This is a genomic window from Rhizorhabdus dicambivorans, from assembly GCF_002355275.1.
Lineage (GTDB): Bacteria > Pseudomonadota > Alphaproteobacteria > Sphingomonadales > Sphingomonadaceae > Rhizorhabdus > Rhizorhabdus dicambivorans.
This window is the reverse complement of record NZ_CP023449.1, coordinates 1,698,404-1,723,614: the sequence shown is the minus strand read 5'-3', so window position 1 is coordinate 1,723,614 and position 25,211 is coordinate 1,698,404. Positions and strand designations below refer to the sequence as shown.

24 protein-coding genes and 1 pseudogene are annotated in these 25,211 nt (G+C 59.9%); 16 read left to right on the top strand and 9 right to left on the bottom strand.

The annotated features are described in order from the left end of the window. Nucleotides 1-3: 3 nt before the first annotated feature. On the bottom strand, nt 4-414 hold the full coding sequence (locus CMV14_RS08290; protein ID WP_176489077.1) for an EVE domain-containing protein: 411 nt from the start codon (nt 412-414) through the stop codon (nt 4-6). Nucleotides 415-490: 76 nt separating this feature from the next. After that, nucleotides 491-1,384: an AraC family transcriptional regulator gene (locus CMV14_RS08285; protein WP_066968463.1), complete on the bottom strand. Its 894-nt coding sequence runs from the start codon at nt 1,382-1,384 to the stop codon at nt 491-493. A 202-nt stretch (nt 1,385-1,586) separates the two neighbouring features. On the opposite strand from CMV14_RS08285, the gene CMV14_RS08280 reads away from it, so the two are divergent. Then, on the top strand, nt 1,587-2,342 hold the full coding sequence (locus CMV14_RS08280) for an SDR family NAD(P)-dependent oxidoreductase (RefSeq protein WP_066968462.1): 756 nt from the start codon (nt 1,587-1,589) through the stop codon (nt 2,340-2,342). A 99-nt stretch (nt 2,343-2,441) separates the two neighbouring features. Here CMV14_RS08280 and CMV14_RS08275 read toward each other — a convergent pair whose 3' ends face one another. Further along, the gene (locus CMV14_RS08275; RefSeq protein ID WP_066968460.1) at nt 2,442-2,828 is read right to left on the bottom strand and encodes a VOC family protein; all 387 of its coding nucleotides are present in this window, start codon (nt 2,826-2,828) and stop codon (nt 2,442-2,444) included. 65 nt (nt 2,829-2,893) lie between these two features. On the opposite strand from CMV14_RS08275, the gene CMV14_RS08270 reads away from it, so the two are divergent. Continuing rightward, nucleotides 2,894-3,337 carry a MarR family winged helix-turn-helix transcriptional regulator gene (locus CMV14_RS08270; RefSeq protein ID WP_066968458.1) on the top strand — a complete coding sequence of 148 codons (444 nt, stop codon included), beginning with the start codon at nt 2,894-2,896 and terminating at the stop codon, nt 3,335-3,337. A gap of 330 nt (nt 3,338-3,667) precedes the next feature. Here CMV14_RS08270 and CMV14_RS27565 read toward each other — a convergent pair whose 3' ends face one another. Both CMV14_RS27565 and CMV14_RS08255 read right to left on the bottom strand, forming a co-directional pair. Next, complete coding sequence (locus CMV14_RS27565; protein ID WP_176489078.1) at nt 3,668-3,862, bottom strand: LysR substrate-binding domain-containing protein; 195 nt, start codon at nt 3,860-3,862, stop codon at nt 3,668-3,670. Between the two features lie 501 nt (nt 3,863-4,363). Continuing rightward, nucleotides 4,364-6,073: a sigma-54 interaction domain-containing protein gene (locus tag CMV14_RS08255; protein WP_202820889.1), complete on the bottom strand. Its 1,710-nt coding sequence runs from the start codon at nt 6,071-6,073 to the stop codon at nt 4,364-4,366. A gap of 502 nt (nt 6,074-6,575) precedes the next feature. Between CMV14_RS08255 and CMV14_RS08250 the strand changes: the two genes are divergently transcribed. The 6 genes from CMV14_RS08250 to CMV14_RS08225 all read left to right on the top strand — a co-directional run bounded on the left by CMV14_RS08250 (nt 6,576) and on the right by CMV14_RS08225 (nt 12,738). Next, nucleotides 6,576-7,238 carry a TetR family transcriptional regulator gene (locus CMV14_RS08250; RefSeq protein WP_176489079.1) on the top strand — a complete coding sequence of 221 codons (663 nt, stop codon included), beginning with the start codon at nt 6,576-6,578 and terminating at the stop codon, nt 7,236-7,238. 264 nt (nt 7,239-7,502) lie between these two features. Continuing rightward, entirely contained in the window at nt 7,503-8,687 is a 1,185-nt protein-coding gene (locus tag CMV14_RS08245; RefSeq protein WP_202820888.1) for a CaiB/BaiF CoA transferase family protein, read from the top strand. Nucleotides 8,688-8,712: 25 nt separating this feature from the next. After that, the gene (locus CMV14_RS08240) at nt 8,713-9,492 is read left to right on the top strand and encodes an enoyl-CoA hydratase-related protein (protein ID WP_066968450.1); all 780 of its coding nucleotides are present in this window, start codon (nt 8,713-8,715) and stop codon (nt 9,490-9,492) included. 39 nt (nt 9,493-9,531) lie between these two features. Continuing rightward, entirely contained in the window at nt 9,532-10,521 is a 990-nt protein-coding gene (locus CMV14_RS08235; RefSeq protein ID WP_066968448.1) for an NADPH:quinone oxidoreductase family protein, read from the top strand. 19 nt (nt 10,522-10,540) lie between these two features. Further along, nucleotides 10,541-11,989, top strand: a complete 1,449-nt coding sequence (locus CMV14_RS08230) for a 3-hydroxyacyl-CoA dehydrogenase NAD-binding domain-containing protein (protein WP_066968447.1) — start codon at nt 10,541-10,543, stop codon at nt 11,987-11,989. Next, complete coding sequence (locus CMV14_RS08225; protein WP_096367697.1) at nt 11,980-12,738, top strand: enoyl-CoA hydratase-related protein; 759 nt, start codon at nt 11,980-11,982, stop codon at nt 12,736-12,738. The genes CMV14_RS08230 and CMV14_RS08225 overlap by 10 nt, the downstream gene beginning before the upstream one ends. A 146-nt stretch (nt 12,739-12,884) precedes the next feature. On the opposite strand, the gene istB is transcribed toward CMV14_RS08225, so the two are convergent. The 3 genes and pseudogenes from istB to CMV14_RS08210 form a co-directional block, all read right to left on the bottom strand. Beyond that, nucleotides 12,885-13,685, bottom strand: coding sequence for an IS21-like element helper ATPase IstB (gene istB, locus CMV14_RS08220; RefSeq protein ID WP_066970386.1), 801 nt, complete (start codon nt 13,683-13,685; stop codon nt 12,885-12,887). Between the two features lie 11 nt (nt 13,686-13,696). Next, complete coding sequence (istA, locus tag CMV14_RS08215; protein WP_096367681.1) at nt 13,697-15,217, bottom strand: IS21 family transposase; 1,521 nt, start codon at nt 15,215-15,217, stop codon at nt 13,697-13,699. A 98-nt stretch (nt 15,218-15,315) separates the two neighbouring features. Next, a pseudogene (locus CMV14_RS08210) lies at nt 15,316-15,546 on the bottom strand (MFS transporter); the annotation flags it as partial. Nucleotides 15,547-15,824: 278 nt separating this feature from the next. Here CMV14_RS08210 and CMV14_RS08205 point away from each other — a divergent pair. The 8 genes from CMV14_RS08205 (at nt 15,825) to CMV14_RS08170 (ending at nt 24,016) form a co-directional block, all read left to right on the top strand. Beyond that, nucleotides 15,825-16,613: an SDR family NAD(P)-dependent oxidoreductase gene (locus tag CMV14_RS08205; protein WP_066969984.1), complete on the top strand. Its 789-nt coding sequence runs from the start codon at nt 15,825-15,827 to the stop codon at nt 16,611-16,613. A 29-nt stretch (nt 16,614-16,642) separates the two neighbouring features. Beyond that, entirely contained in the window at nt 16,643-17,671 is a 1,029-nt protein-coding gene (locus tag CMV14_RS08200; protein WP_066969996.1) for an NAD(P)-dependent alcohol dehydrogenase, read from the top strand. A gap of 239 nt (nt 17,672-17,910) precedes the next feature. Beyond that, a complete protein-coding gene (locus tag CMV14_RS08195) occupies nt 17,911-19,395 on the top strand; it encodes a flavin-containing monooxygenase (protein WP_238147229.1) in 1,485 nt (494 codons plus the stop codon). 94 nt (nt 19,396-19,489) lie between these two features. Then, nucleotides 19,490-20,920 (top strand): aldehyde dehydrogenase family protein, encoded by a 1,431-nt coding sequence (locus CMV14_RS08190; RefSeq protein ID WP_066969981.1) that lies wholly within the window; start codon nt 19,490-19,492, stop codon nt 20,918-20,920. Nucleotides 20,921-20,999: 79 nt separating this feature from the next. Continuing rightward, on the top strand, nt 21,000-22,202 hold the full coding sequence (gene pcaF, locus CMV14_RS08185) for a 3-oxoadipyl-CoA thiolase (protein ID WP_066969994.1): 1,203 nt from the start codon (nt 21,000-21,002) through the stop codon (nt 22,200-22,202). Then, nucleotides 22,199-22,537: a putative quinol monooxygenase gene (locus tag CMV14_RS08180; RefSeq protein WP_238147228.1), complete on the top strand. Its 339-nt coding sequence runs from the start codon at nt 22,199-22,201 to the stop codon at nt 22,535-22,537. The genes pcaF and CMV14_RS08180 overlap by 4 nt, the downstream gene beginning before the upstream one ends. Before the next feature lie 124 nt (nt 22,538-22,661). Further along, a complete protein-coding gene (locus CMV14_RS08175; protein WP_066969980.1) occupies nt 22,662-23,501 on the top strand; it encodes an enoyl-CoA hydratase/isomerase family protein in 840 nt (279 codons plus the stop codon). Nucleotides 23,502-23,614: 113 nt separating this feature from the next. After that, nucleotides 23,615-24,016, top strand: coding sequence for a hypothetical protein (locus CMV14_RS08170; protein ID WP_139114826.1), 402 nt, complete (start codon nt 23,615-23,617; stop codon nt 24,014-24,016). A gap of 18 nt (nt 24,017-24,034) precedes the next feature. On the opposite strand, the gene CMV14_RS08165 is transcribed toward CMV14_RS08170, so the two are convergent. Further along, nucleotides 24,035-25,168 carry an MDR/zinc-dependent alcohol dehydrogenase-like family protein gene (locus CMV14_RS08165; RefSeq protein WP_066969978.1) on the bottom strand — a complete coding sequence of 378 codons (1,134 nt, stop codon included), beginning with the start codon at nt 25,166-25,168 and terminating at the stop codon, nt 24,035-24,037. Nucleotides 25,169-25,211: the final 43 nt, after the last annotated feature.

Sequence of the window (25,211 nt, the reverse complement as noted above, 5' to 3'; positions counted from 1 at the left end):
CGATCAGCCCCCAGCCATCTTCAATATCGCCGCCCATTCGGCATCGCTGACCGGGGAGACCGAAAGGCGGCTCTGGCGGAGCATCGCCATGTCCTTGAGGGCGGATTCGGCCTTCATATCGGCGAGGGTGACGCTGTTCTTCAGCGCGCGCACCGGGGCCAGCTCAACCGCGACGAAGCGGCCGGTGGGATCGCTGGCGTCGGGAAAGGCGGTGCGGGTGACGCTGGCGATGCCGACGATCTCCTTGCCTTCCTGGCTATGATAGAAGAACGCTTCGTCGCCGACCTTCATCGCCTTGAGGTGCAGCGCCGCCGCGTTGTTGCGGACGCCGTCCCACACGGTCGAGCCATCGCGCTGGAGATCCGCGAAGGAATAGGCATTGGGTTCGGACTTCACGAGCCAATGGGATGTCACACCGCTCTCCCCACCATGAACAAGCAACCGGGATAACGCGCTCTCCAGCCGCGCTCAACCGGAGACGGCAGCTGGTTCAGGCGGCGGCCTGCAGGCGCGTCTTCACCGCCTTCAGGTCGCGCGCCGGGGGCAGGCCGAACATGCGGCCATATTCGCGGGTGAACTGGGGCACGCTCTCATAACCGACGGCATGCGCCGCATGGCCGATGGTGGCACCATCGGAAAGCAGCATCCGCCGCGCCTCGATCAGCCGAAGCTGCTTCTGGAGCTGCAACGGGCTGAGCGAGGTGATGGCGCGGAAATGCTCGTGGAAGGTCGACGGGCTCATGCCGGCGACTTCGGCCAGCCGCTCCATCCGCAGCGGCTTGGCGAAATCGGCGCGGATCACCGCCACCGCACGGCCGATGCGCTGCGCATGGCTGTCCGCGACGCCCAGGCTGCGAATGGCGGCGCCGTGCCGGCCCGACAGCAGCCAATAGTGCAGCTCCCGCACCAGCTGGCCCTGAAGGATCGGCACGGAGGCCGGGCGATCGAGCAGGCGCAGCAGGCGCAGCGCAGCATCTGCCACCTCGCCCTCGGTCGGATCGACCCTGACCGGCTGGCCCGCCGCGAAGGGCGCCGCGCCCATCTCCATCACCAGCCCCTCTATCACCGCCGGATCGAGATCGAAGACGATGGAGAAATAGGGCGTGCCGGCGCTCGCCCGGGTGATCTGGCTGATCGTCGGGACGTCGGTGGTGATCAGCAGCGACTCGCCGGCCCCGAAGTCGAAAATCTCGCTGCCCATTGTCACCCGCTTGCGACCCTGGAGGAGCATCGCAACCAGCGGCCTGTTGACCGCATATTGCAGCAGGCCGGGCATCGTTTCACGGATTATGGTGAGGCCGGGGATAGGCGTGCGCGCCACGCCGGCCGGGTCGGCATGGGTTTCGGCAAAGCGCCTTGCGGCATCGAGCAGAGCCTGGGTCATTCACCGCAGCCTAATCTTTGTGGGGAGCTCAGGCAATCCCTGTCGGATGATCAGGCAATCATCAGCCAGATATCCTTGCATGATTTTGCCAATCTCCAGTCGATCCCATAGGATCAGGCAAGATATTCAGCGGATCCGGCAACTCGGGACGGTCGGCCCCGGCGATAGTCGCCTCATCGCAACACCGACCAAGGAGGCACATATGACCAACATCTCGATCATCACCGGCGGCAGCCGCGGGCTAGGCCGCAACACCGCGCTCAGCATCGCGAAGCAGGGCGGCGACGTGATCCTGACCTATCGCAGCGGCGCGGACGCCGCGAACGCGGTGGTCGGCGAGATCGAGGCGCTCGGCCGGAAAGCCGTCGCGCTGCAGCTCGACGTGACGGACATCTCCACCTTCCCGGCCTTCGCGCAGAAGGTCCGGTCGGTGCTCAAGGACCTATGGGGCCGCGACAGCTTCGACCATCTCGTCAACAATGCCGGCCAGGGCGAGATGGCGAGCCTGATGGAGACAACCGAGGCGCAGTTCGACGCGCTGTTCGATACCCATGTGAAGGGCGTGTTCTTCCTGACCCAGGCGCTGTTGCCGATCCTTGCCGATGGCGGGCGCATCATCAACTTCTCGTCGGGCCTGACCCGCATCTCCTTCCCCGGCTTCTCGGCCTATTCGGCGGCCAAGGGCGCGATCGAGATACTGACCCTCTACATGGCCAAGGAACTGGGCAGCCGGGGCATCACCGCCAACACGGTCGCCCCCGGCGCGATCGAGACCGACTTTCTGGGCGGCGCGGTGCGCGACATGCCCGATCTCAACGACCAGTTCGCACAGATGACCGCGCTGGGCCGGGTCGGCGTGCCCGACGATATCGGGCCGATGGTCGCCGGCCTGCTCGGCCCGGCCAATCGCTGGGTGACCGGCCAGCGGATCGAGGTGTCGGGCGGCCAGACCATCTGACGCCCCGATAGACAGACGGCCCGGCCGACATGGAGCCGGTGGACGGGCGACCGTCCGCCGGCTCCGATGATTTCGGATGTGATCCCGGCCGTCAGCCCCTCACGCGCCTGTCGATCGCGGCGGAGCGACCGTATGGGCCGTGATCGTGTAACCGAACGGATCGCGGAACGCGAAGTAGCGGCCGAACGGCCCATCCTTCGGCGGGAACTCGATGTCGATGCCCTGCTCGACGAGATGCGCATGGAGCGCATCGGCGTCGTCGCAGCCGAACCAGATCGCGATCCCCCAGCCCAGTCGATCCGTCTCCCCCAGATCGACGACCGGCGTGCGGACGGCGAACGGGATCGGCCGGGTATCGAACAGGATCGCTCCCGGCGGGCTGGAGGGCGCGGCCTTCAGTCCCACGATTTCGGTATAGAATGTCCGCGCGGCTTCGAGATCCTCGGTCTGGATGCCGATGAAATCGGGTCCGATCAGATGCGGCATGGCTGGGTTCCCTTCCTGTCATCAGGTGATAATATAAGGGAGCTGATATATATAAGGGCCCTGACATGTCAAACCCGGCTGCGCCCGAAAGCGCCCCTTATGCGACGATCGGATTCACGCTTAAGCAGGCGCAGCATGCCCTGCGCACGCGCATGGACGCCGACCTGCGCGGGATCGGCCTGACCACGCCGCAATATGCGGTCCTTGCCTGTCTGAAGATCGAACCGGGGGCATCCAATGCGTCGCTCGCACGCCATGCGTTCGTCACGCCGCAAACGATGCAGGCGATACTCGTCACGCTGGAGAAGGCAGGCCTCATCACGCGCAGCCCCCACCCCGAACATGGACGCGTCCGCAGGACCGAAATGACGGTGGAGGGGCTCCGGGCCCTGGAGGCGGCGACCGATATCGTGGCCGATGCGGAGACGCGGCTTCGCAAAGCCGCGGCACCGCTCGATTACCAGGCCGTCACGGCCCTGCTGCTACGGCTCACCGACGCGCTCAGATAAAGGGAGGCCGGCCAGGCGCCCTCATTCCCATTCGATTGATTAACTCCATCATAAATCATTGAAAAACTCGAAAAAGAAGCCAACGGCGACAGGTAAAAGCCGACGCGCGGGCCGTCAAAAAGTTACACTTTTGATTTTAAACGGAAAATAGCCGGTAAAAAATATTTTCGATTTCGCCATCTATCGACACCAATTGCCCGATAACTTCGCATGCGGGGAGTCCGCGATGCACTCGCGACACCTCAAGAAGTACCGTCACTCAAGCCATATCACGCTTGGTCGAGCAGCACCTTTTGATCGCTCTCGGATCCCGCAAGCTTTCCCGCTTTCCTACTTGCCTAACTCCGCATCCAGACGTGGTTGCGGTGATACGCCAGATAGGGCTGATGCTCGTCCCGCAGCGCCAACCGCCTGGCCGTGATATGACCTCAAAATAAGCGGCAAGGAGGCAAGGTCCGTCCAACGTACCCCTTTTCGAACAGCGAGCGGATGATCTGCAGGTAGGACGGCGACGAGAGGTTCCACCCAGAGTCGTTCCTGAATGTTCGCTCCCCCATCTACGGCCGGCAGAAAGCCAGTAATTACGCGCAATCGCTTGGCTGACGGCCGGTTGGCTTATTCCAAGCTGCCTTGCTGCATCGACGAAACTTCGAGTTTCAGCGACTTAAGAAAGGTCTCCAATTGATAAAAATCTCGCCGTACGACACTCTTCAACCGGCGAGCAGCTTGTTTACGCCCGCTCATACATTTTCACCAATATTCATCAGCTCACTTCACTGATAAATTTTACTAGCTACGTGCGTACTCCAGTCCACCTGAATAGTTAATGACGCGGCGCTGGAAATCTTGCTGAAACATGCGCGATCATTAGCACTGCTCCGAGCGCATCGTCCCTAAGAATGTCGCGTCCAATGTCTATAAGTCGGCACGTTATTAAGTAGCCACAATGCCCGCAGCATCCATTCTTGGAGAGCTACAGGGAATATCTTACACTGACCGTCGCAAACAATCCACAAATGAGGTCGATTAATTAAGATCAACACCAATTCCTGCCAGCTTTTTGTATAGGTAGGAGCGTGAGATCCCCAGCTCCTCTGCCACTCTCTTCTTGTTTCCATTTAGACGCTGCATAGCGTTTTCGATGACCACATCCTCGACCTTCTGCATATGGTCCTTGAGCTGGAGGTCATTGGAGGCAGCAACTCCAGCGATCGGCCGATCGGGAATCGCCGCCAGACCTCCACCATGTAGTGAGCGCTGCAGGAGATGGGCCTCTATGACGCCGCCATTGCTGAAAATTGCAGCTCGCTCGACCTCGTGCTTCAACTGCCGCACATTCCCAGGCCAGTTATGGGACTGAAGGAGCGAAATCACTTCTGCACTGAGGCTGCAGACTGGACGATCATGACGCTCCGCGAAGTTCCTGAGAAATTCATCGGCAAGCGCTGGTATGTCTTCGAGACGGTCACGGAGGGGAGGCACATGCAGCACAACCGGGCTTATCCGATAGTAGAGATCTAGCCGGAAATCGTTTTCACGGATCATTTCCTCAAGATTGCGGTTAGTTGCCGAAATGAGCCGGAAATCGACCTTTATCGATCTCGTGCTACCTAATTTTTCGACAGACCCGTCTTGAAGCACTCGTAGCAGCTTGGCCTGAACGTCGAGCGGCATATCGCCAATCTCATCGAGAAATAAAGAACCTCCATTCGCCTGCTCGAACTTTCCTGGGTGGCCCTTTTGATGAGCTCCAGTGAACGCGCCGGCCGAGTAGCCGAACAACTCGCTCTCCACGAGGGTAGAAGGCAGCGCAGCCGCATTAATCATGATCATATTGTTATTGCGTCGTGAACTAATTCTGTGCAGCGCTTGGGCGACAAGCTCCTTGCCGGAACCGCTTTCGCCACAGACCAGCACAGGCACATCGAGAGGTGCAATGCGTACGATATCATTCTTGAGATCACTGATACTGCGGCTGGATCCAATGATACTCTCGAGACCATATTCATTGCGACGCATCGCCTCGGCTTCGCGTCGGTAGAACTTGACTTCGCTCTCGAGCGAATTAATTTCCTGATTAAGCTTCTCAAGCTGTTCGGGCCCTTTGAACATGATCCGTCCAATGGCGCCGACAATTTTCTTGCCGCGATAGATCGGCGTCCGGCTCACCACCCGGTTGGAGCCATTCATCCGCTGAATATGCCCCACTTCCGCCTTTCCGCTTTGAACCACCTGATGCAGCCTGGTGTTTTCAATCATTTTCTGCACCGGGCGCCCGTAGCCTTCGCCGTGGCGCTGGCGGAAGAAGTTCTCGTGGATGGGTGAAATGAAGCGAACGATGGCATCAGTATCGACAACCGTCATGGCATCGAACGGGTTACTCAACAGATGTTCAAAAATGTCGTAGGCGAAATCGACAGAGTGAATGAACTCTAGAACGGTGTCGCCAGGCGCTTCGCTCACTGTCAACATCGCGCCATCTGTCAAGTCCGTCCACAGGAGGACGAGCTTGGAACCGTTGACGGTCATCGCGACGAGCCGGCCCCCCCGGATGCTGGCCACCCACTCCGGGTCGCGCACAAGTGCTTGGATCGCAGACTGCTTGCCGAGACCTACAGAATGCACAACCTCCCCGCCGGAGGACAGAACGACGAGGCCGGGCTTTCGTGACACAGCTCCATCTGGATCGACATCTGGAATTTCGGTCGGCAGCGACCTCGCCATCGTGGACGACATACGTGATCCTCTCTGGCCCTAGTGAGCGCCTTCACCGGCGCGATGGCCCTGCTCTGCTATTAAAAATTTTTTTAATGTCCGTCAAGGCTGCGTGTAGCCACGGAAGACAGCCTATGAGCTTACTGACTGATTTTACGTAGCTTTCTAAAATTCGAAAGGCTGTCTTTGTCGGATTGCTTGCTCCGAGCCTTCGATGGGCAGGTCATTTCCCGCGCATTTCCATCGCCCCCGACAAAGCACGAGTCGGGTCCGCACGTTAGCCGGACTCCGCAAGGCAAAATGAGGAGGGCATATGAAGCTACGGAGATCGGCAGTTGCGTGGTGATCCTCAGAGGAGGTCAAGGCGACGGGCATGGTGGAGTTGGTTCGCACATGCTACGATGGATACGCATTGAAAATATCTCCGGCGGGGAGGGATTCTTGATACGTCCGAATTAGCTATGCGGGCATGTTACGCTATGCACTGTTCCGTCGTTCCAAGAAATCAGGGTCAGCATTCTTCATGGCAACCAAGCCGCCACGATCCTCAGAAAAGCGTCCCGAAGGTAAGAGCGCTATCCTCAAGGCTGCACGCAGCCTGTTGGGTGAGCGAGGCGGATCGCAATTTACACTCACTGAGGTCGCCAAACGTTCCGGTAAGAATATTGCTCTGGTCAGCTATTATTTCGGCGGCCGGGAGGAGATGCTGCTTGCAATCCTCGACGAAGACCAGGCGCTCATCACGAAGCCATCGGAGAAGCAACGCGAACGCAATGATCCGCCCGAAATTAGGCTTGAACGCCACTTGACGGGAATGGTGAAAGCGTGGGCCAAGCATCCTTATCTTTTACCATTAACCGCAGAACTTTTGCGCCGCAGCAGTACCCAGTCTCGGGATGAAATTGTGAACCGGTTGCTTCGGCCTGCGGTGGAAATCCAGCGCGATATTCTTGAACAGGGCCGCGCTCAAGGGGTATTCCGGGAGATCGACCCTATGGTCTTTTATCTATACGTGATGGGCGCGGTAGACATGTTATTCAAAGCGCGCCACACCATTGAGACTGTTTTTGGCCGACAGTCTGATGACGCCACGCTTCAAAGGCATTTCATTCGACAGTCCATGTCCTTGCTCATGGATGGAATACGGCTTCGGACACCGGGAGCGGAGGAGCCGAAAGACGCTTGAAAGATTGCGCGAGGGGCTCTCGCGGGGCTAGTTCGCAAGCTGTTCTCCAGAAATACAGTCCCCAGCACGCATTGGCCGGGAGGGATACAAGCAACCGGTTCTGATTACCGGCGCGCCTCAAATCACCCCATAACCGCGATCGGTCGCTTCGTTCGGATCGAATGGCATGCAGCTTGCAGAGCCAGCCTGGATCGCTCGTCGTGCGATCGGCAGAGCCAGAAACTGGCATTGGAGTTAGGCGAGGTGGGAATGGATCCGCGACCAATGGAGGTATTGCCGGTTGTCGATGCGGGGGAGGGCTTCACATTCCTGTCGGGTATCAGGGTTCTTGATCTGACGACCTCCATTGCGGGCCCGTATGCTTCGATGTTGCTGTCGGACTTCGGCGCGGAGATCATCAAGATCGAGAGGCCCGACGGCGACGATGCGCGCAAATGGGGTCCACCGTTTCTCGAGGGCGAATCGTTGTGGTTCACCGCCGTCAACCGCAACAAGAAGAGCGTCGTTCTCGACTTACAGGACAGCAAGGACCGCGAGGTCCTTCGCAACCTGGCGCGTCTGGCTGACGTGGTTATCACCAATCAACCGCCGGCAGCGCAAAGGAAGCTGGGACTGGATTACGAGAGCTTTACGCAGTTGCGGCCCGACATAATCTTCACGTCCATAACCGGCTTCGGACTGACCGGTCAGCGATCGGACCTGACGTGCTACGATCTGATCGCGGAAGGCTATTCTGGTATCATGGACATTACAGGGGATCCCGCTGGGCCGCCCCAGAAGGTTGGGGCCCCTGCCGCCGACATGCTCGCGGGGCAGGATGCGGCGATGGCGACCGTCACCGCATTGTTCGACCGGATGCGCACGGGGAAAGGCCATCTGATCGACGTCAGTCTCGTTGAAAGCATGACGCGATTTCTGTGCTGCCGTGTCTCTCCCTATCTTGGGGCCGGGGAAGCTCCTGTCAGGTCCGGCGGCACTGACAGCGTCATCGCAATATACCAGCAGTTCGAGACCAGCGATCAGCCGCTCACTCTGGGCCTCGGGAACGACGCCATCTGGCGTCGCTTCTGGCAGGCTATGGGAGATCCTGGCTTTGGCGCGCGGCCCGAATTCCACAGCAACGCCGCCAGGCGAGACTGTCGAACGGAGATCGTCCAGAGAATTCAGGCCATTCTCCTCACGGAATCGCGAGACCATTGGCTCGCAATCTTCGCATCTGCTCGCGTGCCGGCTGGCCCCATCAACAGCGTAGAGGACCTTGCGGCGGACACGGCGCTGCACGACCGCGGCTTTCTTTTCACGCTTCGCGATGGCGAACGCCAGGTCCCGCAGATTGGGCTGGGAATACGCATAGACGGTAAGATCGCGACGCCCTGTTCGGCCCCGCCCCGCCTCGGCCAACATTCGAAAGAGTATGTGGCGCTGGCCACAACCGGCCTGACGGCATGATTAGAACGACGCTGGAGAAGATATAATGAGCTTTACCGAGATTCTTTACGAAGAGGTTGGGCCGGTCGGCGTTATCACCCTCAATCGCCCTGACGACGGGAACATGTTCACTGAAACCATGTGCCATGAGCTGCGGGACTGCATCGAGCAAATTCGTCGGGAAACGAGGACCCGCGTGGTTGTCCTTACCGGCGCCGGCGACAAGTTCTTCTGCATCGGCGGCCGCAAGGACGGGATGGAAGATACCAATCTCTATGCTGGCGTGCTGCCGACGCTAGAGATGTACGAAGCGATCGATCGGCTACAGAAGCCCGTCATTGCCAGCGTGAATGGATTTGCGGTCGGCGGCGGCAACGTCCTTCAAATGGTTTGTGATCTCACGATCGCCAAGGAAAGCGCGGTGTTCCGACAGGTCGGTCCGATGATGGGCTCGTTCGATGCGGGTTATGGCACCTGGTACCTCGAGGACCTCGTCGGCAAGAAGAAGGCGAAGGAGATGTGGTATACCAACATCAAGCTGAGCGCCGCCGAAGCTCAGTCCATCGGACTTATAAACCGCGTCGTTCCCGATGCGGAGCTCAAGCAGAAGACCATGGAATTCGCCCTGGATGTCGCTGATCGCGGCGCCTTCGCCCTCGCGTCGATCAAGGGCGCGTTTAACGCACGTCACGGTGGCGTCGCCGGACTCTCACGGGTGACCCACGACCTTTTGTTGCGCCAATATCTCGGGACTGATGAAGCCAAGGAGCTGTCGGCCAGCTTCGCCGAGCGCCGCAAGCCCGACGGATCGAAATTCGGGCACTGACGAACGCAAGCGCGTGGAAAGGCTGACGAGGAAGACGGGATGAAAGCTGTACTGGTCAATGAATTCGGGCCGATTGGCAATGCGCGATACACGGAGGTAGCTGCTCCTCTCCCTGGGAACGACGATCTTCTCATCGAAGTGCGCGCGAGCGAAGCAAATTATCCCGACCTTCTGGTGATGGAAGGCAAGTACCAGATCAAGCCGCCCCTGCCCTTTTCTCCGGGTAAAGCGGCCGCTGGAATAGTCACCGCCGCCGGCGCGAATGTAGAGGGCTTCGCGATCGGAAGTAGGGTAGCCGCCCAAGTCGAATATGGCGCCTATGCCGAACAGCTGATTGTTCCGCACCGATCCGCATTCCGTCTGCCCGAAGCCATGCCGTTTGATGTCGCTGCTGCGCTTGGCCTCGTCTACCAGACCTCCTACTTCGCCCTTGTTCATCGAGCATCGTTCAAACCGGGCGACAGCGTGCTCGTTCTGGGAGCGTCTGGCGGCGTCGGGTCCGCGGCGGTGCAACTCGCCAAAGCGATGGGTGCTTCGGTCGTTATCGGCGGCGTTCTGGGTGCGGAGAATATGCAGGTCGCCACTGCGCTCGGTTGCGACCATGTCGTCGATCTTGCCGCGGCAGACCTACGGGATGGGCTGCGCGAGGCCGTTTATGGCGTAACGAGCGGCAAGGGCTGCGACGTCGTCATCGATCCGGTCGGCGGCGAAGCCAACGCGGCCGCATTGCGCGGGCTTGCCTGGTGCGGTCGCATGGTAATCATCGGCTTTGCCTCAGGTAACATCCCGACGATCAAGACAAACTATCTGTTGGTGAAAAATATCGCGGTCGCGGGCCTTCAGTGGTCGGACTACCGCGAGCGCGACCCTGAAGGTGTGCGCGTCGCCCAGCAGAAGATTTTCCAGCTCTGGGAGGAGGGCAAGCTCAAGCCTCACATCTCTAAGAAACTGCCGCTCGCCCGCTTTGAGGAGGCTTTGGAAGATCTTCGCCACAGCCGGGTCCAGGGGAAGGTGATCCTTGAGCCATAACCCCGGAGAGGAGGTCGCCATGACGTCGCATGGAGCTTTGCCGGCTTCGGCCATTGTCGCAGTAATCGGCGCCGGAACAATGGGCGCGGGCATTGCGCATGTCGCCGCCGCGGCGGGCCACAAAGTGCTTCTGTTCGATTCACGCGAGGCAGCCGCACAGGAAGCATGCGAGCGGACCAGGGCGCAACTCAAGAGTAGCGCGGAGAAGGGTCGGATGTCGCCGGAGGACGCCGACGCGATTGCCTCGCGCATCACACCTTGCGACACTATTGATGACCTCGCACCTGCGCGGTTGACCATCGAGGCGATCGTCGAGGATCTGGAAATCAAGCGCGCCTTGTTCGCCCGCCTTGAGTCTATCGTGGCGCCCGATGCGCTCCTTGCGTCCAATACGTCGTCCATCTCGATCACGGCTATCGGCGCTGAGCTCAATGAGCCTAGCCGTTTTGCCGGTCTGCATTTTTTCAATCCTGCGCCGGTAATGCGGCTCGTCGAAGTGGTGAGCGGTCTCGCGACCACTCCCGCCACGATGGCGTGCCTGGTCGCGACGGCGCGTTCATGGGGAAAGACGACGGTCAAGGCACGTTCCACACCCGGCTTCATCGTGAACCGGGTGGCGCGCCCTTATTACGCTGAGGCACTTCGCCTCTATGAAGAGCAAGTCGCCGGTCCGGCGGCGATAGACGCTATTCTGACGGGATCGGCTGGCTTTCGCATGGGGCCTTTTGCACTCATGGATTTGATCGGCCATGACGTTAACTATGCGGTCAGCCGCTCGGTGTTCGACGCCTTCTATGGCGATCCGCGGTATCGGCCGTCGCTCGTGCAGCTCGAGTTGGTCCAGGCAGGTTGGCTCGGACGAAAATCCGGGCGGGGATTTTACGACTACGGGCAAGGCTCTCCGATTGAAGAACCGCACACCGTCGCGGCATGCTCGGATGCGGAACCCTACGACGCCCCCGCCTTCAGCAGCGAGACGATCGTCGATGGCGTATTGATCGCTCTTACTGACGGACGAACTGCGGCTGACCGAGCACACGCCGAGGGCCGGCCGGTGATCCTGTTCGATCTCATGCTCGATCCGGGGTCATCGAACAGGATTGGATTTTGCACCTCGCAAGATGTGTCGGATGTTCATGCCGACCGGTTTGTCGCGACAGCCGGTCGCGCCGGCAAACGAGCCACGCGCCTTCCCGACTGGCCCGGCCTCGTCGCAATGCGGACGGTTGCAATGCTCGCCAACGAAGCCTTCGAAGCGCTTCTCCACGGCGTGGCGGAAGAGGCAGAAATTGATTCGGCGATGCGCTTCGGCGTGAACTATCCGCTTGGTCCCATCGAGTGGGCCAAAAGGGTGGGGCTTGGCCGGATCACTCTGGTCATCGACTCGATCTTCGAGCTCACCCATGATCCTCGCTACCGTGTCTCCTTGGGCCTTCGGCGCGCTCTGAAGGACGAAGCATGCCGTTAGCCTATGAACATATTCTGTATCAGATCGATGGCCCGATCGCGACCATCACGCTCAACCGGCCCGACCGGATGAATGCTTATGTCAGGCCGATGATACTGGAAGTGCGCGACGCATTCCTGACGGCCGATTGCGATGACGATGTCCGGGTCATCATCCTGACCGCTGCCGGACAACGCGCGTTTTGCGCAGGTGCGGATCTGTCTCCGGGCGGCGACAACTTCAAGAGCGCCACGCCCTCCGACGCCTCGCAGCCCAACGCCGAGCGCCTGTACGTCGATGCCGTGTTTAACGCGCGGAAGCCCTCGATCGCGGCCATCAATGGCGCGGCCATTGGCATCGGCGCCACGATCACCTTGCCTCTCGACTTCCGCATCTGCTCAGACACGGCACGTTTCGCGTTTGCCTTCACCCGAAGAGGAGTGACGCCCGAGGTCGGCAGCGCGTGGTTCCTGCCCCAGATCGTCGGCACGAGCAAAGCCCTCCAATGGTGCCTGACCGGTCGAACATTCGGCAGCCAGGAGGCGCTCGGTGCGGGCCTCGTATCGGAAATAGTGGGTGCCGACAACCTGCTGTCACGCGCCCGACAGCTGGCGTTGGAGATTGCCGAATGGACGTCGCCGGTGGCCGTGGCCGTCACCCGGCAGATGCTTTGGCGCTTCGGCGCGCTGGGCAGCTACACCGACATGATGGCGATCGACTCGCAGCTGTTTTCCGAACTCAGCGCCGGCCCGGTGTCAACGCCGGGATAAAAACGGGCCAGGCACCGGTTTAAAATGGGGCCAGTTGGTTTGAACAAAAAGCCCCAAGGTTGAGGCTGGGCAGCATCGGCAGCGGGGAAGCGGCTGGAGCGGAGCGGAAGCCGATTTCCCGCTGCCGATGGCCGCCCGTTCTTAGGTCATTTATCCTCCCCCTTGTCCTTCTGGCGCTTGCGGCTGCTGGCGAGACGGAAGCTGTCACCATTCATCTCGAGAATGTGGACGTGGTGTGTCAGCCGGTCGAGCAGGGCGCCGGTCAGGCGTTCGGAGCCGAACACCGATGTCCATTCATCGAAGGGCAGATTGCTGGTGATCAGCGTGCTGCCGCGTTCATAGCGCTGGCTGAGTACCTCGAACAGCAACTCGCCGCCCACGGCGGTGAATGGTACATATCCCAACTCGTCGAGGATCAGCAGCTTTACAGATGCCAGATGCTTTTGCAGGCTGCGCAAGCGACGCTCGTCGCGAGCCTCCATCAGGTCATGGACCAACGCCGCGGCCGTTGTGAAGGCCACGCTGTGCCCTTTCTGGCACGCAGCCAGTCCTAGCGCGAGGGCGGTGTGGGTCTTACCGGTGCCGCTGGGGCCCAGCGCAATGACATTACGCCGCCGCTCGATCCATTCACCGCGCGCCAGTTCCAGAACCAAGGCCTTGTTCAGTGATGGCTGGGCTGCAAAGTCGAAGGTGTCAAAGCTCTTGGTGTGCGGGAAGCGAGCCATGCGGATACGGCGCTCCACCATCCGGCGCTCGCGATCAATCCGTTCAAGTTCGCACAGGCGCAGCAGATAGCGGGGGTAATCGGCCCGATCCTGCGCGGCCTCGAAGGCGACCTTCTCATACTCGCGCACAAAGGTGGGCAGCTTGAGCGCTTTGAGATGGTTGGCCAGTAGTACAGCGGGCGGCACGCTGGTGGGTTCGGCCTCGATGGCTGGCAGCGGCATCATGGGATCACTCATGCTGCCACTCCCGTCGCTGGAGTGCCTGCCTGCGAGAGCAGGCCCATGTAGGTGCGCGGATCGGTACGCCCGACATTCGCGCGCGGCAAATGCGGGTAAAATTGCAGATCGAGGCGCGGCACACGCTGTTCGAGGCGGGCCAGCGCGATCATCTTGATCGCATCGAAGCTGATTGCCCCCATCTCCAGCGCGCGGGCCACTGCCCATTCCACCAGGGACTGCTCGAAGCGTTCGCATAGCCGCAGCACCTGGATGAACTCGCGCCGTCCCTCTTTGCCGCTGCGCGCCTCCATCAGTCGTCGGATGCGATGCATCGGTTCAGCCAGCACCCAGCCATCGAGCGGCGCTGCCTGATCAAGCGCGCGGGGTTTCTGTTCTAACAGCGCCAGATAGTGCAGCGGGTTGGCAATGAAGTCCTCCCGCTCATAGCTGCGCGGATGCACTGCGATCAGCTCCCCGCCACAGATGATCGCAACCCGATCGACATAGCCTTTGATTACGACCTCCTGGTGGGCATAGGCCGTCGGCACCGAATAATCATTGGTACGATAGCGCACCAGCGACATCGACGAGGCCCGCCCCGTCACCATATGGCAGGGATCGAACGGCACCGCCGGTAGCGGCATAAAGGCCGCCAGATCAGCCACCAGCCTGTCACCGATGCTGCGCTCATGCCCGCGCAAGATGGCCTGTCGTCGCTCCATGCATTGTTCGACAAAGCGCGCGTTCAGCGCATCAAAGCTGGGCGCCTCTGGCCTCGGCACCATGAAGTGGCGCCGGGAATAACCGACCAGCCCCTCGACCTTGCCCTTGTCGTTACCCTTGCCGGGGCGCCCGAATTTGTCTTCGAACAGGTAATGGCTCTGGAGGGTCGAGAACATCCGGCTGCGCTCGCGCTTCCCGTCGCCCAGGATCTGCGCCACTGCCAGCTTGGTGTTGTCATACAGGATCGACTGCGGGATGCCGCCGAAGAAGGCAAAGGCCGCCACGTGCCCTTCGCAAAATGCCTCAGCCACCTCGGCAGGATAGGCTTTAACGAACGGCGCATCGCTGTGCGGCAGGTCCATGCAGAAATAGTGGAACCGCACCAACTTGCCGTCGATGATCCCGTCCGCCTCACCAAAATCCACCTGCGCATGCCCCGGCTTGTGGCTCAATGGTATGAACACCTCGCGGCTGCGCAACTTGGCGCCCGCCACATAGTCGCGAACAATGGTGATGCCGCCGGTGAAGCCATGTTCATCGCGCAGACGCTCGAAAATACGCGCGGCAGTGTGTCGCTGTTTGATGTGAACCTTGCGGTCATCCACCAGGATTTGGTCAATGATGTCGGTAAATCCGGACAGCTTGCGGCTGTAGGTTTGCCCGCTCCGGCCGTGCGCTGCTGGCTCTGGAAAGCACAGCATCTTGTCGACGGTCTTGCGATTGATCCCAAAATACCGGGCGGCAGCGCGACGGCTCATCCCGTCAATCAGCACGGCGCGGCGGACCTTCTGATAAAGCTCCACTCTCTTCATCCTCCACCTCCGCCCAAAAACGGAGGTCTAGCAGGACTGGCCCCTTTTTAATCCGGTGAGACTGGCCGATCCGTGGCCCCTTTTATTCCCGGTGTTCTCAGGCGTCCGAATGCAATGCCAAACGTGGCGTAGAACATCGCAAAGGCCGTTCCGTAAAGAAACCCGAGCTGGGAATCGGATATGCCCAGATCCGCCTTGATGTCTTCCGCGAGGATGGCGAGGATCTGCCTGTCCACAAAGTTGAAGATGTAAACCAGCAGCAGAACCACCAGGACGTAATAGGAATACCAGCCGTCACGCTCGGCCGACGCTGGCGACCTCGTTACCATCACTTGATCACTCATAGTGACGCTCGCGCGGGCTTCAGGGAGGACGCGCGGCAGTGCTTTGTCAGGTCGATTGTCATCGGGGCTGCTTTCAACTTTCCTCTCCGATGGTCGCCACGCGATCAATACGCGCGAGATCATCCCGCTCCTCTCCAATTATGCGAAGAGCCCGTAGCTCATAGCAAGCGTCATGCCAGATTGAGCCTGACTGGCACCGTTGTTGCATACTGTTCAACCGCGAAGCGGCCGGACCGGTGCCGCCGAAAGAATAGGAGCTGGATTTGGAACCAGGCAAACGGCTGCCCGGGAAAGTCGCCATCGTAACGGGAGCAGCATCAGGAATCGGCGCAGAAACCGCGCGTCTTTTTGCGCGGCACGGCGCCACGGTCGTGCTGTGTGACCGGCAAGACGCTATGGGCATTGAGGTTTCAGCTTCGATCGTCAGCGACGGCGGGATCGCTGAATATCGCAGTCTCGACGTCACGCGGGAAGGCGCGTGGAGCGCCCTAGTCCAATATGTGGAAGAGGCCCATGGGCGATTGGACATCTTGTGCAACATCGCCGGCATTGCACGCGGTATTGATCCGGTAACCCGCGAGATGGTCGTGATGGACCTCCCGGGTTTACCTCTCGATGCCTGGACGGAGGTTATGCGGGTCAATGCGGACGGCGTATTCCTGGGGACTAAGAGCGTCCACGGCGCGATGGCCAGGTCGGGCGGCGGCTCGATCATAAACATGTCGTCAATCTGCGGACTCGTGGGCTCCTTTGGAAACGCAGCCTACAACGCCTCCAAAGGTGCCGTTCGCCTGTTCTCCAAGGCAGCGGCGCTTCAATATGCAGCGGATAAGATTCGGGTGAATTCAGTACATCCCGGCTTTGTGGATACTCCTTTGGCCAGAACGGGTCATAATGGAGAAGTGGGTAGAAAGCGGATGGAGGCAACGCCTCTGCGACGGTTCGGACATCCTTCCGACGTCGCCTATGGCTGCCTTTACCTCGCATCCGATGAAGCGAATTGGGTAACCGGGAGCGAGCTCGTCATCGATGGCGGAATGACCGCCGCGTGACGCGAACGAGCACAGGGAGAGCAGCTCATATGAGAGCAGTCCGTTTCATCGAATCCGGCCGACCGCCCGAGATCATTGACGTTGCAAAACCGAGCCCACGCCCCGGAGAAGTGCTGATCAAGGTCGGCGGCGCAGGGGTTTGCCATTCGGATCTGCATATCCTCGATGAAGGACCCCGCAGTTTACCCGCCTTCACCTTGGGACATGAAAACGCCGGCTGGATTGCCGAACTGGGCGACGGTGTAAGCGGCTGGAAGGAAGGTGACGCAGTGGCCGTGTACGGTCCCTGGGGCTGCGGAAGCTGTCATGCTTGTCAGGGATCTGCGGAAAATCATTGCGAGCATCATGCGAGCCTTCCCTCGTTCGGCGGAGGTCTGGGCTCCGATGGGGGGATGGCAGACTATATGATCGTTCCTTCCCCCCGGTTGCTCGTACCGCTTGGTGGACTTGACCCCGCAGCCGCCGCCCCACTCAGCGACGCAGCGTTGACGCCCTATCACGCGATCAAGAATGCACTCCCCTTGCTGACCCCCGATGCGACCGCCGTCGTGGTAGGCGTGGGCGGGCTGGGACATATGGCGGTACAGATTCTGTCGGCACTATGCCCCGCTCAGGTGATCGCCTGCGATGTGGACGATAGCAAGCTGGCCCACGCCCGAGAGCTTGGCGCAACCTACGTCGTCAACACCAGTGACGGAGAAGCGGCAAGAGCGCAGATCCTCGATATCGTCGGCGGGCGCGGGGTGAAGGTAGCGTTCGATTTCGTAGCCATCCAGCCCACGATCAAGCTGTGCACGAGCATCGTCGGACGCGGTGGGCGGATCAGCGTGGTAGGCATGGGCGGTGGGACCATCGCCCTGCCCGTCATAAAACCCTATGCGTACAGCATCGACCTACCCTATTGGGGCTCGCGCACCGAGCTGATCGAGGTCATCGCTCTCGCTCAAGCCGGCCGCATCAAAGCCGAGGTGGAGACTTTTCCCCTCAACGATGCCCTCGATGTTTATCAGCGGCTGCGCGAAGGACGCGTCCACGGCCGCGCGGTGCTCGTCCCATGAATCCCAGGCCTGCCGTCGAAGAATACAATCGGGCCCGGCCTGTGGCCGCCTGAAAGACAAGATCGGCCCCGCATGCGGCACGTCCATGGGTGAAGCCCATAATGGCGCAGACTTTTGTGGCAAGGCAGACTGGCATGTCGCTTGCTTGGCGCAAGATGGCGCTTTTGATGTGGCGGCGGGATCCGCGCTCGTAGCCAGGGAGCGTCCGGTCAAAAGCTGAGAACGGAATGGAGAGCAGGTTGAACGAGAACAGGTCCGAGCATGTGGATGTGCTCATCATTGGAGCCGGGATTTCCGGGCTCGGGTCTGCTTATCACCTTCAGACGCAGGCACCGGGCAAGTCCTATGCGATCCTTGAGGCCAAGGACAGTTTCGGAGGGACGTGGGACACTCACAAATATCCTGGGGTCCGCTCGGACTCTGATCTGCACACCTTCGGTTACGAGTTCAAACCATGGCTCGGCAGCCCCATCGCTTCGGGCCAGGCTATCCTCGATTATCTTGGTGAAGTGATCGAAGAGAACGGGATTGGCCAGCACATTCGCTTTGGCCACAGCGTCACCGAATGTGGATGGGACAGCCAATCTAATCTCTGGACAGTCAACGCAGTCCGCAAGGCTGATGGCGCGAGCCTGACGTACACCTGCAACTTCCTCTGGATGTGCCAAGGCTACTACGATCACCAGAAACCCTATCTTCCCGACTGGCCAGGAACGGCGAACTTCAATGGGCTTCTGGTCCACGCGCAACAGTGGGATCGCTCGATCGATTATGAGGGCAAGAAGGTGCTCGTTATCGGGTCTGGCGCTACCGCTGCGACCGTCATCCCCGAATTCGCGAAGCGAGCTGCTCATGTGACCATGCTGCAGCGTTCGCCGACCTATTTCTTTTGCGCGGAAAATCGAAACGAGCTTGCCGAACGGTTGCGCGAAATCGGCATTGATGCGCCGACGATTCACCGCGTCGTGCGCGCCCAGATCCTGCACGACCAGAATGTGATGACGAACCGGTGCTTGACCGAGCCCGATATCGTCTTCGAAGAGCTGAAGGAGCGCGTCCGAACATTTACGGGCAAACAGGACTTCGAGTTTGAGCCGCATTTCACGCCGCGATATCGCCTATGGCAGCAGCGTCTCGCCTTCTGCCCCGGTGGTGACATCTTCAAAGCGGCGGTCGCCGGTCAGTTGACAGTCGTCACCGATGAAATCGACACCTTCACGGAAGAAGGAGTTCGCACGAAGTCGGGCGAATTGATCGAGGCCGACATCATCGTTGCCGCCACCGGGTTCAACCTTCTCATGATGGGCGGCATCCGTTTCACCGTCGATGAACAGCCTGTCGATTGGAACAGCACGGTCACCTATCGCGGCATGATGTTTACGGGTGTTCCCAACCTCGTGTGGGTGATGGGCTACTTCCGGGCGAGCTGGACACTGCGCGTCGATATGCTCGGCCACTTCGTCTGCAGGCTGCTGAACCACATGGATGCAGTCGGTGCTAAGCGCGTCGATGTCGTGCTACGGCAAGAGGATCGCGACATGCCCCTGCTGCCCTGGATCGACGAGGACAACTTCAGCCCCAATTATCTTGTTCGCGGACTTGGCCAAATGCCGCGCAGCGGCGACAAGCCAGAATGGCGGCACAATCAGGATTACTGGGCCGAGCGTGATGAAATTCCTTACATCGACCTTACCGGTTCGGAGTTTGTCTACGCCAGACAATGATTGAACCAGACGCACCGGAGCTGATGGCTCCAAGTTGCTCGACTGCGGAATGACTTAGTCGGAGCGGAACATAGCCGATCCGTGGAGAAAAATCATGCGCGACTATCGGAAATTTTATATTGGCGGACGCTGGGTGGAGCCGCAGTTGGCAAACACCGTTGAGGTTATCAATCCGGCTACGGAAAAGAGCGCCGGGGTAATCAGTTTGGGCACCCAGGCGGACGTCGATGCCGCCGTCGCCGCAGCACGCGCCGCTTTTCCGGCCTACTCCTCAACGACGCGCGAGGAACGGATTGACCTTCTCAAGGCGATTGCTTCGGAATATCAACGGCGGATTGGCGACGTGGCAGCAGCGATTTCCGAAGAAATGGGGGCTCCGGCCTGGCTCGCCAAAGGCCCGCAGGCGGCCCTGGGCGCCGGGCATCTTAAGACAGCGATCAAGATACTCGAGCATTTCGCCTTCGAAGAGCAGAAAGGCACGACGCTGATCGCCAAAGAGCCAATCGGCGTGTGTGCGCTGATCACACCATGGAACTGGCCGATAAATCAGATCGCCTGCAAGGTCGTGCCGGCGCTCGCCGTGGGCTGCACCATGGTGCTGAAGCCTTCCGAAATCGCCCCCTTCTCGGCCCAGATTTGGACCGAGATACTTGACGCAGCGGGCGTGCCGGCCGGCGTGTTCAATCTCCTCAATGGCGACGGGCCTACGGTTGGGGCCGCTTTGTCGCGCCATCCGGATGTCGACCTCATCAGTTTCACCGGATCGACGCGGGCCGGCATCGAAGTCGCGCGCGAGGCCGCCGCAACCGTGAAACGCGTCCACCAGGAGCTTGGCGGCAAATCCCCCAACATCATTCTACCCGACGCCAACCTCGAAGAAGCCGTCACCCGTGGCGTTCGAGCAGTTATGAACAATTCCGGTCAGACCTGCACCGCTCCAACGCGAATGCTGGTCCCTGTGGCCCTTAGCGAGCGCGTCAAAGCAATTGCCCGGACAGCGGCCGAAGCAATCTCGGTAGGGGCCCCGGACAGAGAGGTGACAATCGGACCCGTTGTCTCGCAAGCACAATGGTCCAAGATCCAGTCGCTGATACAGGTCGGGATCGATGAAGGCGCAACCTTGGTATCGGGCGGCAGCGGACGGCCGGATGATCTTGAGACGGGCTACTATGTGAAGCCTACTATCTTCGCGGATGTCGATCCGGGCATGACGATCGCGCGCGAGGAGATTTTCGGGCCGGTGCTGGCGATCATCCCCTATGAAGATGAGGCCGACGCCATTCGGATCGCGAACGACACGCCTTATGGTCTCGCAGGCTATGTACAGAGCGGCAGTATCGACAATGCGCGTCGAGTAATGCGCCAGATCAGAGCCGGCCAGATTCATATCAATGGCTCACCGCCTGATCTCAACGCCCCCTTTGGGGGCTACAAGATGTCGGGCAACGGCCGTGAATGGGGCGAGTTCGCATTTCATGAATTCCTGGAGACGAAGGCGGTCATCGGCTTCGAGCCCGCCCCCTAGGCGGCATGGCGCAGAATAATATGGATGGTTCAGCGGCCGCCCTTCAGCCGATGAACACGGTTCGGCAAGGAATATGGCTTTGATCAATGCTTTCATTTGCGAGGGTCTGCGGACACCGATCGGCCGCTTTGGCGGCGCCTTGGCTTCCATAAGAACAGACGATCTTGCGGCTGTGCCGATCAGGGCATTGCTCGAACAGAATCCCGCAATCGATCCGGCCGCGATAGACGAGGTCATATTAGGCTGCGCGAACCAGGCTGGAGAAGATAACAGGAACGTGGCTCGCATGGCAGCCCTGCTGGCCGGCTTGCCGACGTCAGTCCCGGGCTCGACAATCAATCGCCTCTGTGCGAGCGGCGCTGATGCAGTAGGTTACGCAGCGCGCGCAATCATGTCCGGCCAGATTGACTTCGCCATTGCCGGCGGGGTCGAATCCATGTCGCGAGCTCCGTTCGTGATTGGTAAGGCCGAAACCGCCTGGTCTCGTTCGGCTAGCATCGAGGACACCACGATCGGCTGGCGCTTCATCAATCCAGTGATGAAGAAGACCCATGGCGTCGATTCCATGCCGGAGACAGCGGAAAACGTCGCAGTTATGCACGGCGTCAGCCGTGAGGAGCAGGATGCCTTCGCTCTTAGAAGCCAGCAGCTTGCAGCGAAGGCGCAGCAACAGGGCTTTTTTTCGGAGGAGATCACCCCGGTCACGATCACGGCAAAGAAGAGCGAGACTGCCGTATCGATGGACGAACATCCGAGGGCTAATACCACTCCCGAGTCCCTGAGCGGTCTACGTCCCGTGGTTCGCGAGGGTGGCACGGTAACCGCCGGCAATGCCTCGGGGGTCAATGACGGGTCGGCGGCGATGTTCATCGCCTCGGAAAGCGCAGTGAAGCGTCACGGCCTGAAACCCAGGGCGAGGTTCCTCGGAATGGCAACCGCCGGAGTCCCCCCCAAGGTGATGGGGATAGGACCGGCGCCCGCGAGCGAAAAGCTGATGCAACGGCTGGGCCTTGGCATTGACGACTTCGATCTGATCGAACTCAATGAGGCATTCGCCTCGCAGGTAATCGCGTCATTACGGAAGCTGCACGTCGACCCGTTTAGTGAGAAGGTAAATCCGCATGGCGGCGCCATCGCCCTAGGACATCCTCTAGGCATGTCAGGCGCGCGGCTGGTTCTCACTGCCGCGCGCGCACTAGAGCAGCGTGGCGGCAACCGGGCGTTGATCACAATGTGCATTGGCGTTGGCCAAGGTCTCGCCATCGCAATCGAGCGGGTATGACGACGATAGCCGGCTGGCGGCGCAACCAAGGACAAAGCCCGACCATGGCCATAAAAATCGTCGCGATTCTTACTGCCAAGCCCGGGAAAGCGGATGCGTTACGCAGCCTATTGGACGGAGTGTTGGCAGCGAGCCGGGCTGAACCGGGCAATCTGCGCTGGGACATTTGGCAGGATGAGGCCGATCTGAACCGCCTCCTGCTCGATGAGCTTTACGAGGACGATGCGGCGGTGGCGGCGCACCGCGCTTCGCCGCATTTTCTCCACTATCTGTCGAAGATCCACGAACTGGCTGATCGCACCGCATTGGTGCTGAGCCCTATCGCGGCGAGCTGAGGCGGATGGCCGCGGTCGATCACCGGTTGGCAGCTGCGACACCAAAGACATGGTCAGTGCAGGCCTGCAAATGAGATGCGAGAAGATCTGCTGAGCTAAGATAGGAAATCGCTTGGGTGCGGCTATGACATATTCAGACTATAAGTTTATTGTCTTAGAAAAGGTCGGCCGTGTCATGACCGCGACGGTGAACAGCCCGCCGTTCAACCTTGTGACAGGAGCGTTGATGGCCGAGCTCATCGCGCTGAGCGTAGAGCTGGAGAAGGATCCAGATACCCTTGTCTTCGTGCTGAAAAGCGCAAATCCGCAGTTCTTTCTTGCTCACTTCGATATTGAACGCATCCTCGACCTTCCGATTGAGGCAGCAGCAGAGCGCCCTCGCTCGGGGGACAGCGCCTATCATGCGATGTGCGAGCGCTTCCGATCGATGGACAAGATCACGATTGCGCAAGTCGAGGGCAGAGTCGGCGGGGTGGGCAGCGAGCTTATCATGAACTTCGACATGCGCTTTGGCGTGGTCGGAAAAACGATGATCAATCAGATGGAAGTGCCTCTTGGAATCCTTCCAGGCGGCACCGGAACGCAGCAGATGCCGCAACTTATGGGACGAGCTCGGGCGTTGGAGATCATCCTAAGCGGGAGCGATCTCGATGCCGAAACGGCGGAACGCTGGGGCTATCTGAACCGTGCTTTCGCACCCGATGCGATCGGAACCCAGGTTGCCATGCTTGCTGATCGCATTGCATCTTTTCCGCCCGATGCAGTCCGTCTCGCCAAGGCCGCGGTCGATGCAGCTGAGCTTGGTAAGAAGGAAGGTCTCCTTGAGGAGGTGTTCCTATTTCGCCAACTGCTTCGAACGAAAGATGCTCGGCAAAATATGATGCGCTTCCTGGAGATTGGCGGTCAGACGCTTACTGGGGAATGCGAGATCGACCGTATAAGTGCTGAGCTCAATCGCCCCTGAAATTCAACCCGCTTCGCCCGGCATCCTCGGGAGAAACCAGCACCATCTCCCCAAACATGTATGAAGTCGATATGACTGCGGCCCTACGACATCATATGATGGAGGAGAGAAGCATGTCGGTCACCAGCGGTGCTTATCAGTTGGAGTTCGACCCGGAGCGCCAGCTGCTTGTCGTGCGGATGACCGGACTTTGGGACAGTTCCACTGTTCGGTCCTATCGGACGGCGCTCGTAGCACAGATATCGAGCCTCAAAGCCGGGGGACGGTTTCCCGCGACAATCGGTGCGTTGGTAGATCTTCGGGAGCAAGCAATCCTCCCTAAAGATACAGCGGAAGCGATGCAGGAGGTCACTGAGAATGAGTGGCCAACAAGCAATCCTGCGGCAGTCATTCTTTCGCCGTCGAAGATCCAGAAGAGTCAGACCGGGCGCATGAGCGTTCGATTGCAGAACATTGCCTTCTTCACCGAGGAGCAGGAAGCGCTCGCCTGGCTCAAAGGCTATTTTGCTGCATAGATGAATGCGCAGCCCGCTCTATGGCGTGACGAGGTACTTCGCGCCGGTCGCTTTGCGGCTGAAAGAGCGGATATTATCTGGGTGCAGGATTTCCTGTAACCCCATGCGCGCCGTATAGTGGCTGGCAAAGGTTGTCGTGAGCTCGTTCCGCACCCTATCTAGCAGCCTAGCTTCGTCGTCTTTCCCCATTTGTTTGAGCCGGTGGGTAAGAAGCCACCCGCCGACGGACCATGCAAACCCGACCCAACGATCTAGGACCGTTGGGGATGGGTTGAGCATGCCATAGATATAAAGTTGCTTGAAAACTTCGGTCCCGTAGCGGTTATAGGCGCTTACGTCTCGGGCTGCGGCGGCCTCCATGGCGGCGAGCACCTGGCTCGCTTGAGTTCCGCCCCCGATGGGATCGAAAGCAAGCGTGATCTTCGTCTCGTAAAGGGCTGAGCGGAGCTGCTCTTCATAATCGGGCGACGAGCTGTCGAACACGTAGCGCGCGCCCTGATTCATGAGAAGCTTCGCTTGTTCACCTGATCGCACGACGTTGATGAGCGGGATATGGTCAGTGACGCAAATTCGATTGAGCATCTGACCAAGATTGGATGCAGCAGCGAGATGAACAATTCCGCTAAATCCCTCCGTTCGCATGGTCTCGACGAATCCCAGAGCCGTGAGCGGATTGACGAACATGGCTGCGCCCGCCGCGGGCTCCACATCTTCGGGCAGCAGGACACAATCGGCCATTCCCAGCTTTCGATAGTGCGCGTACATCGCGCCGCCGCGCATTCCTACCCGACGACCAAGGAGATGCCGGGCATTTTCGCCCGCCGCCACGACCGACCCTGCACCCTCGGCACCTGGCGTGATCCCAATCCCGATCCTCGCGCTCAGCGCGCCGATCGACTCAGGCGGCACCTTGGCGAGGACAATGGGCCGTTCATCTGATCCTGTAACCTCGAGCGTGTCGAGGTCGGCCGGAGCGGTCGCGGCCCCCAGCAGGACGGCGAGATCCGAAGGATTGATCGGGCTGGCCTCGACACGGACAATGACCTCGTCGGGTGCAGGGTCGGATACTGTTATTTCGACCAGTTCGAGGCGAAGCACGCCAGATGGGTCCACGGTGGATCGGAGCTGCAGCCCCTCAAATGTATCCTTCATGCTGCCTCATCCTTTCCTTTACTTTGCGAATGCCCGGACCGTT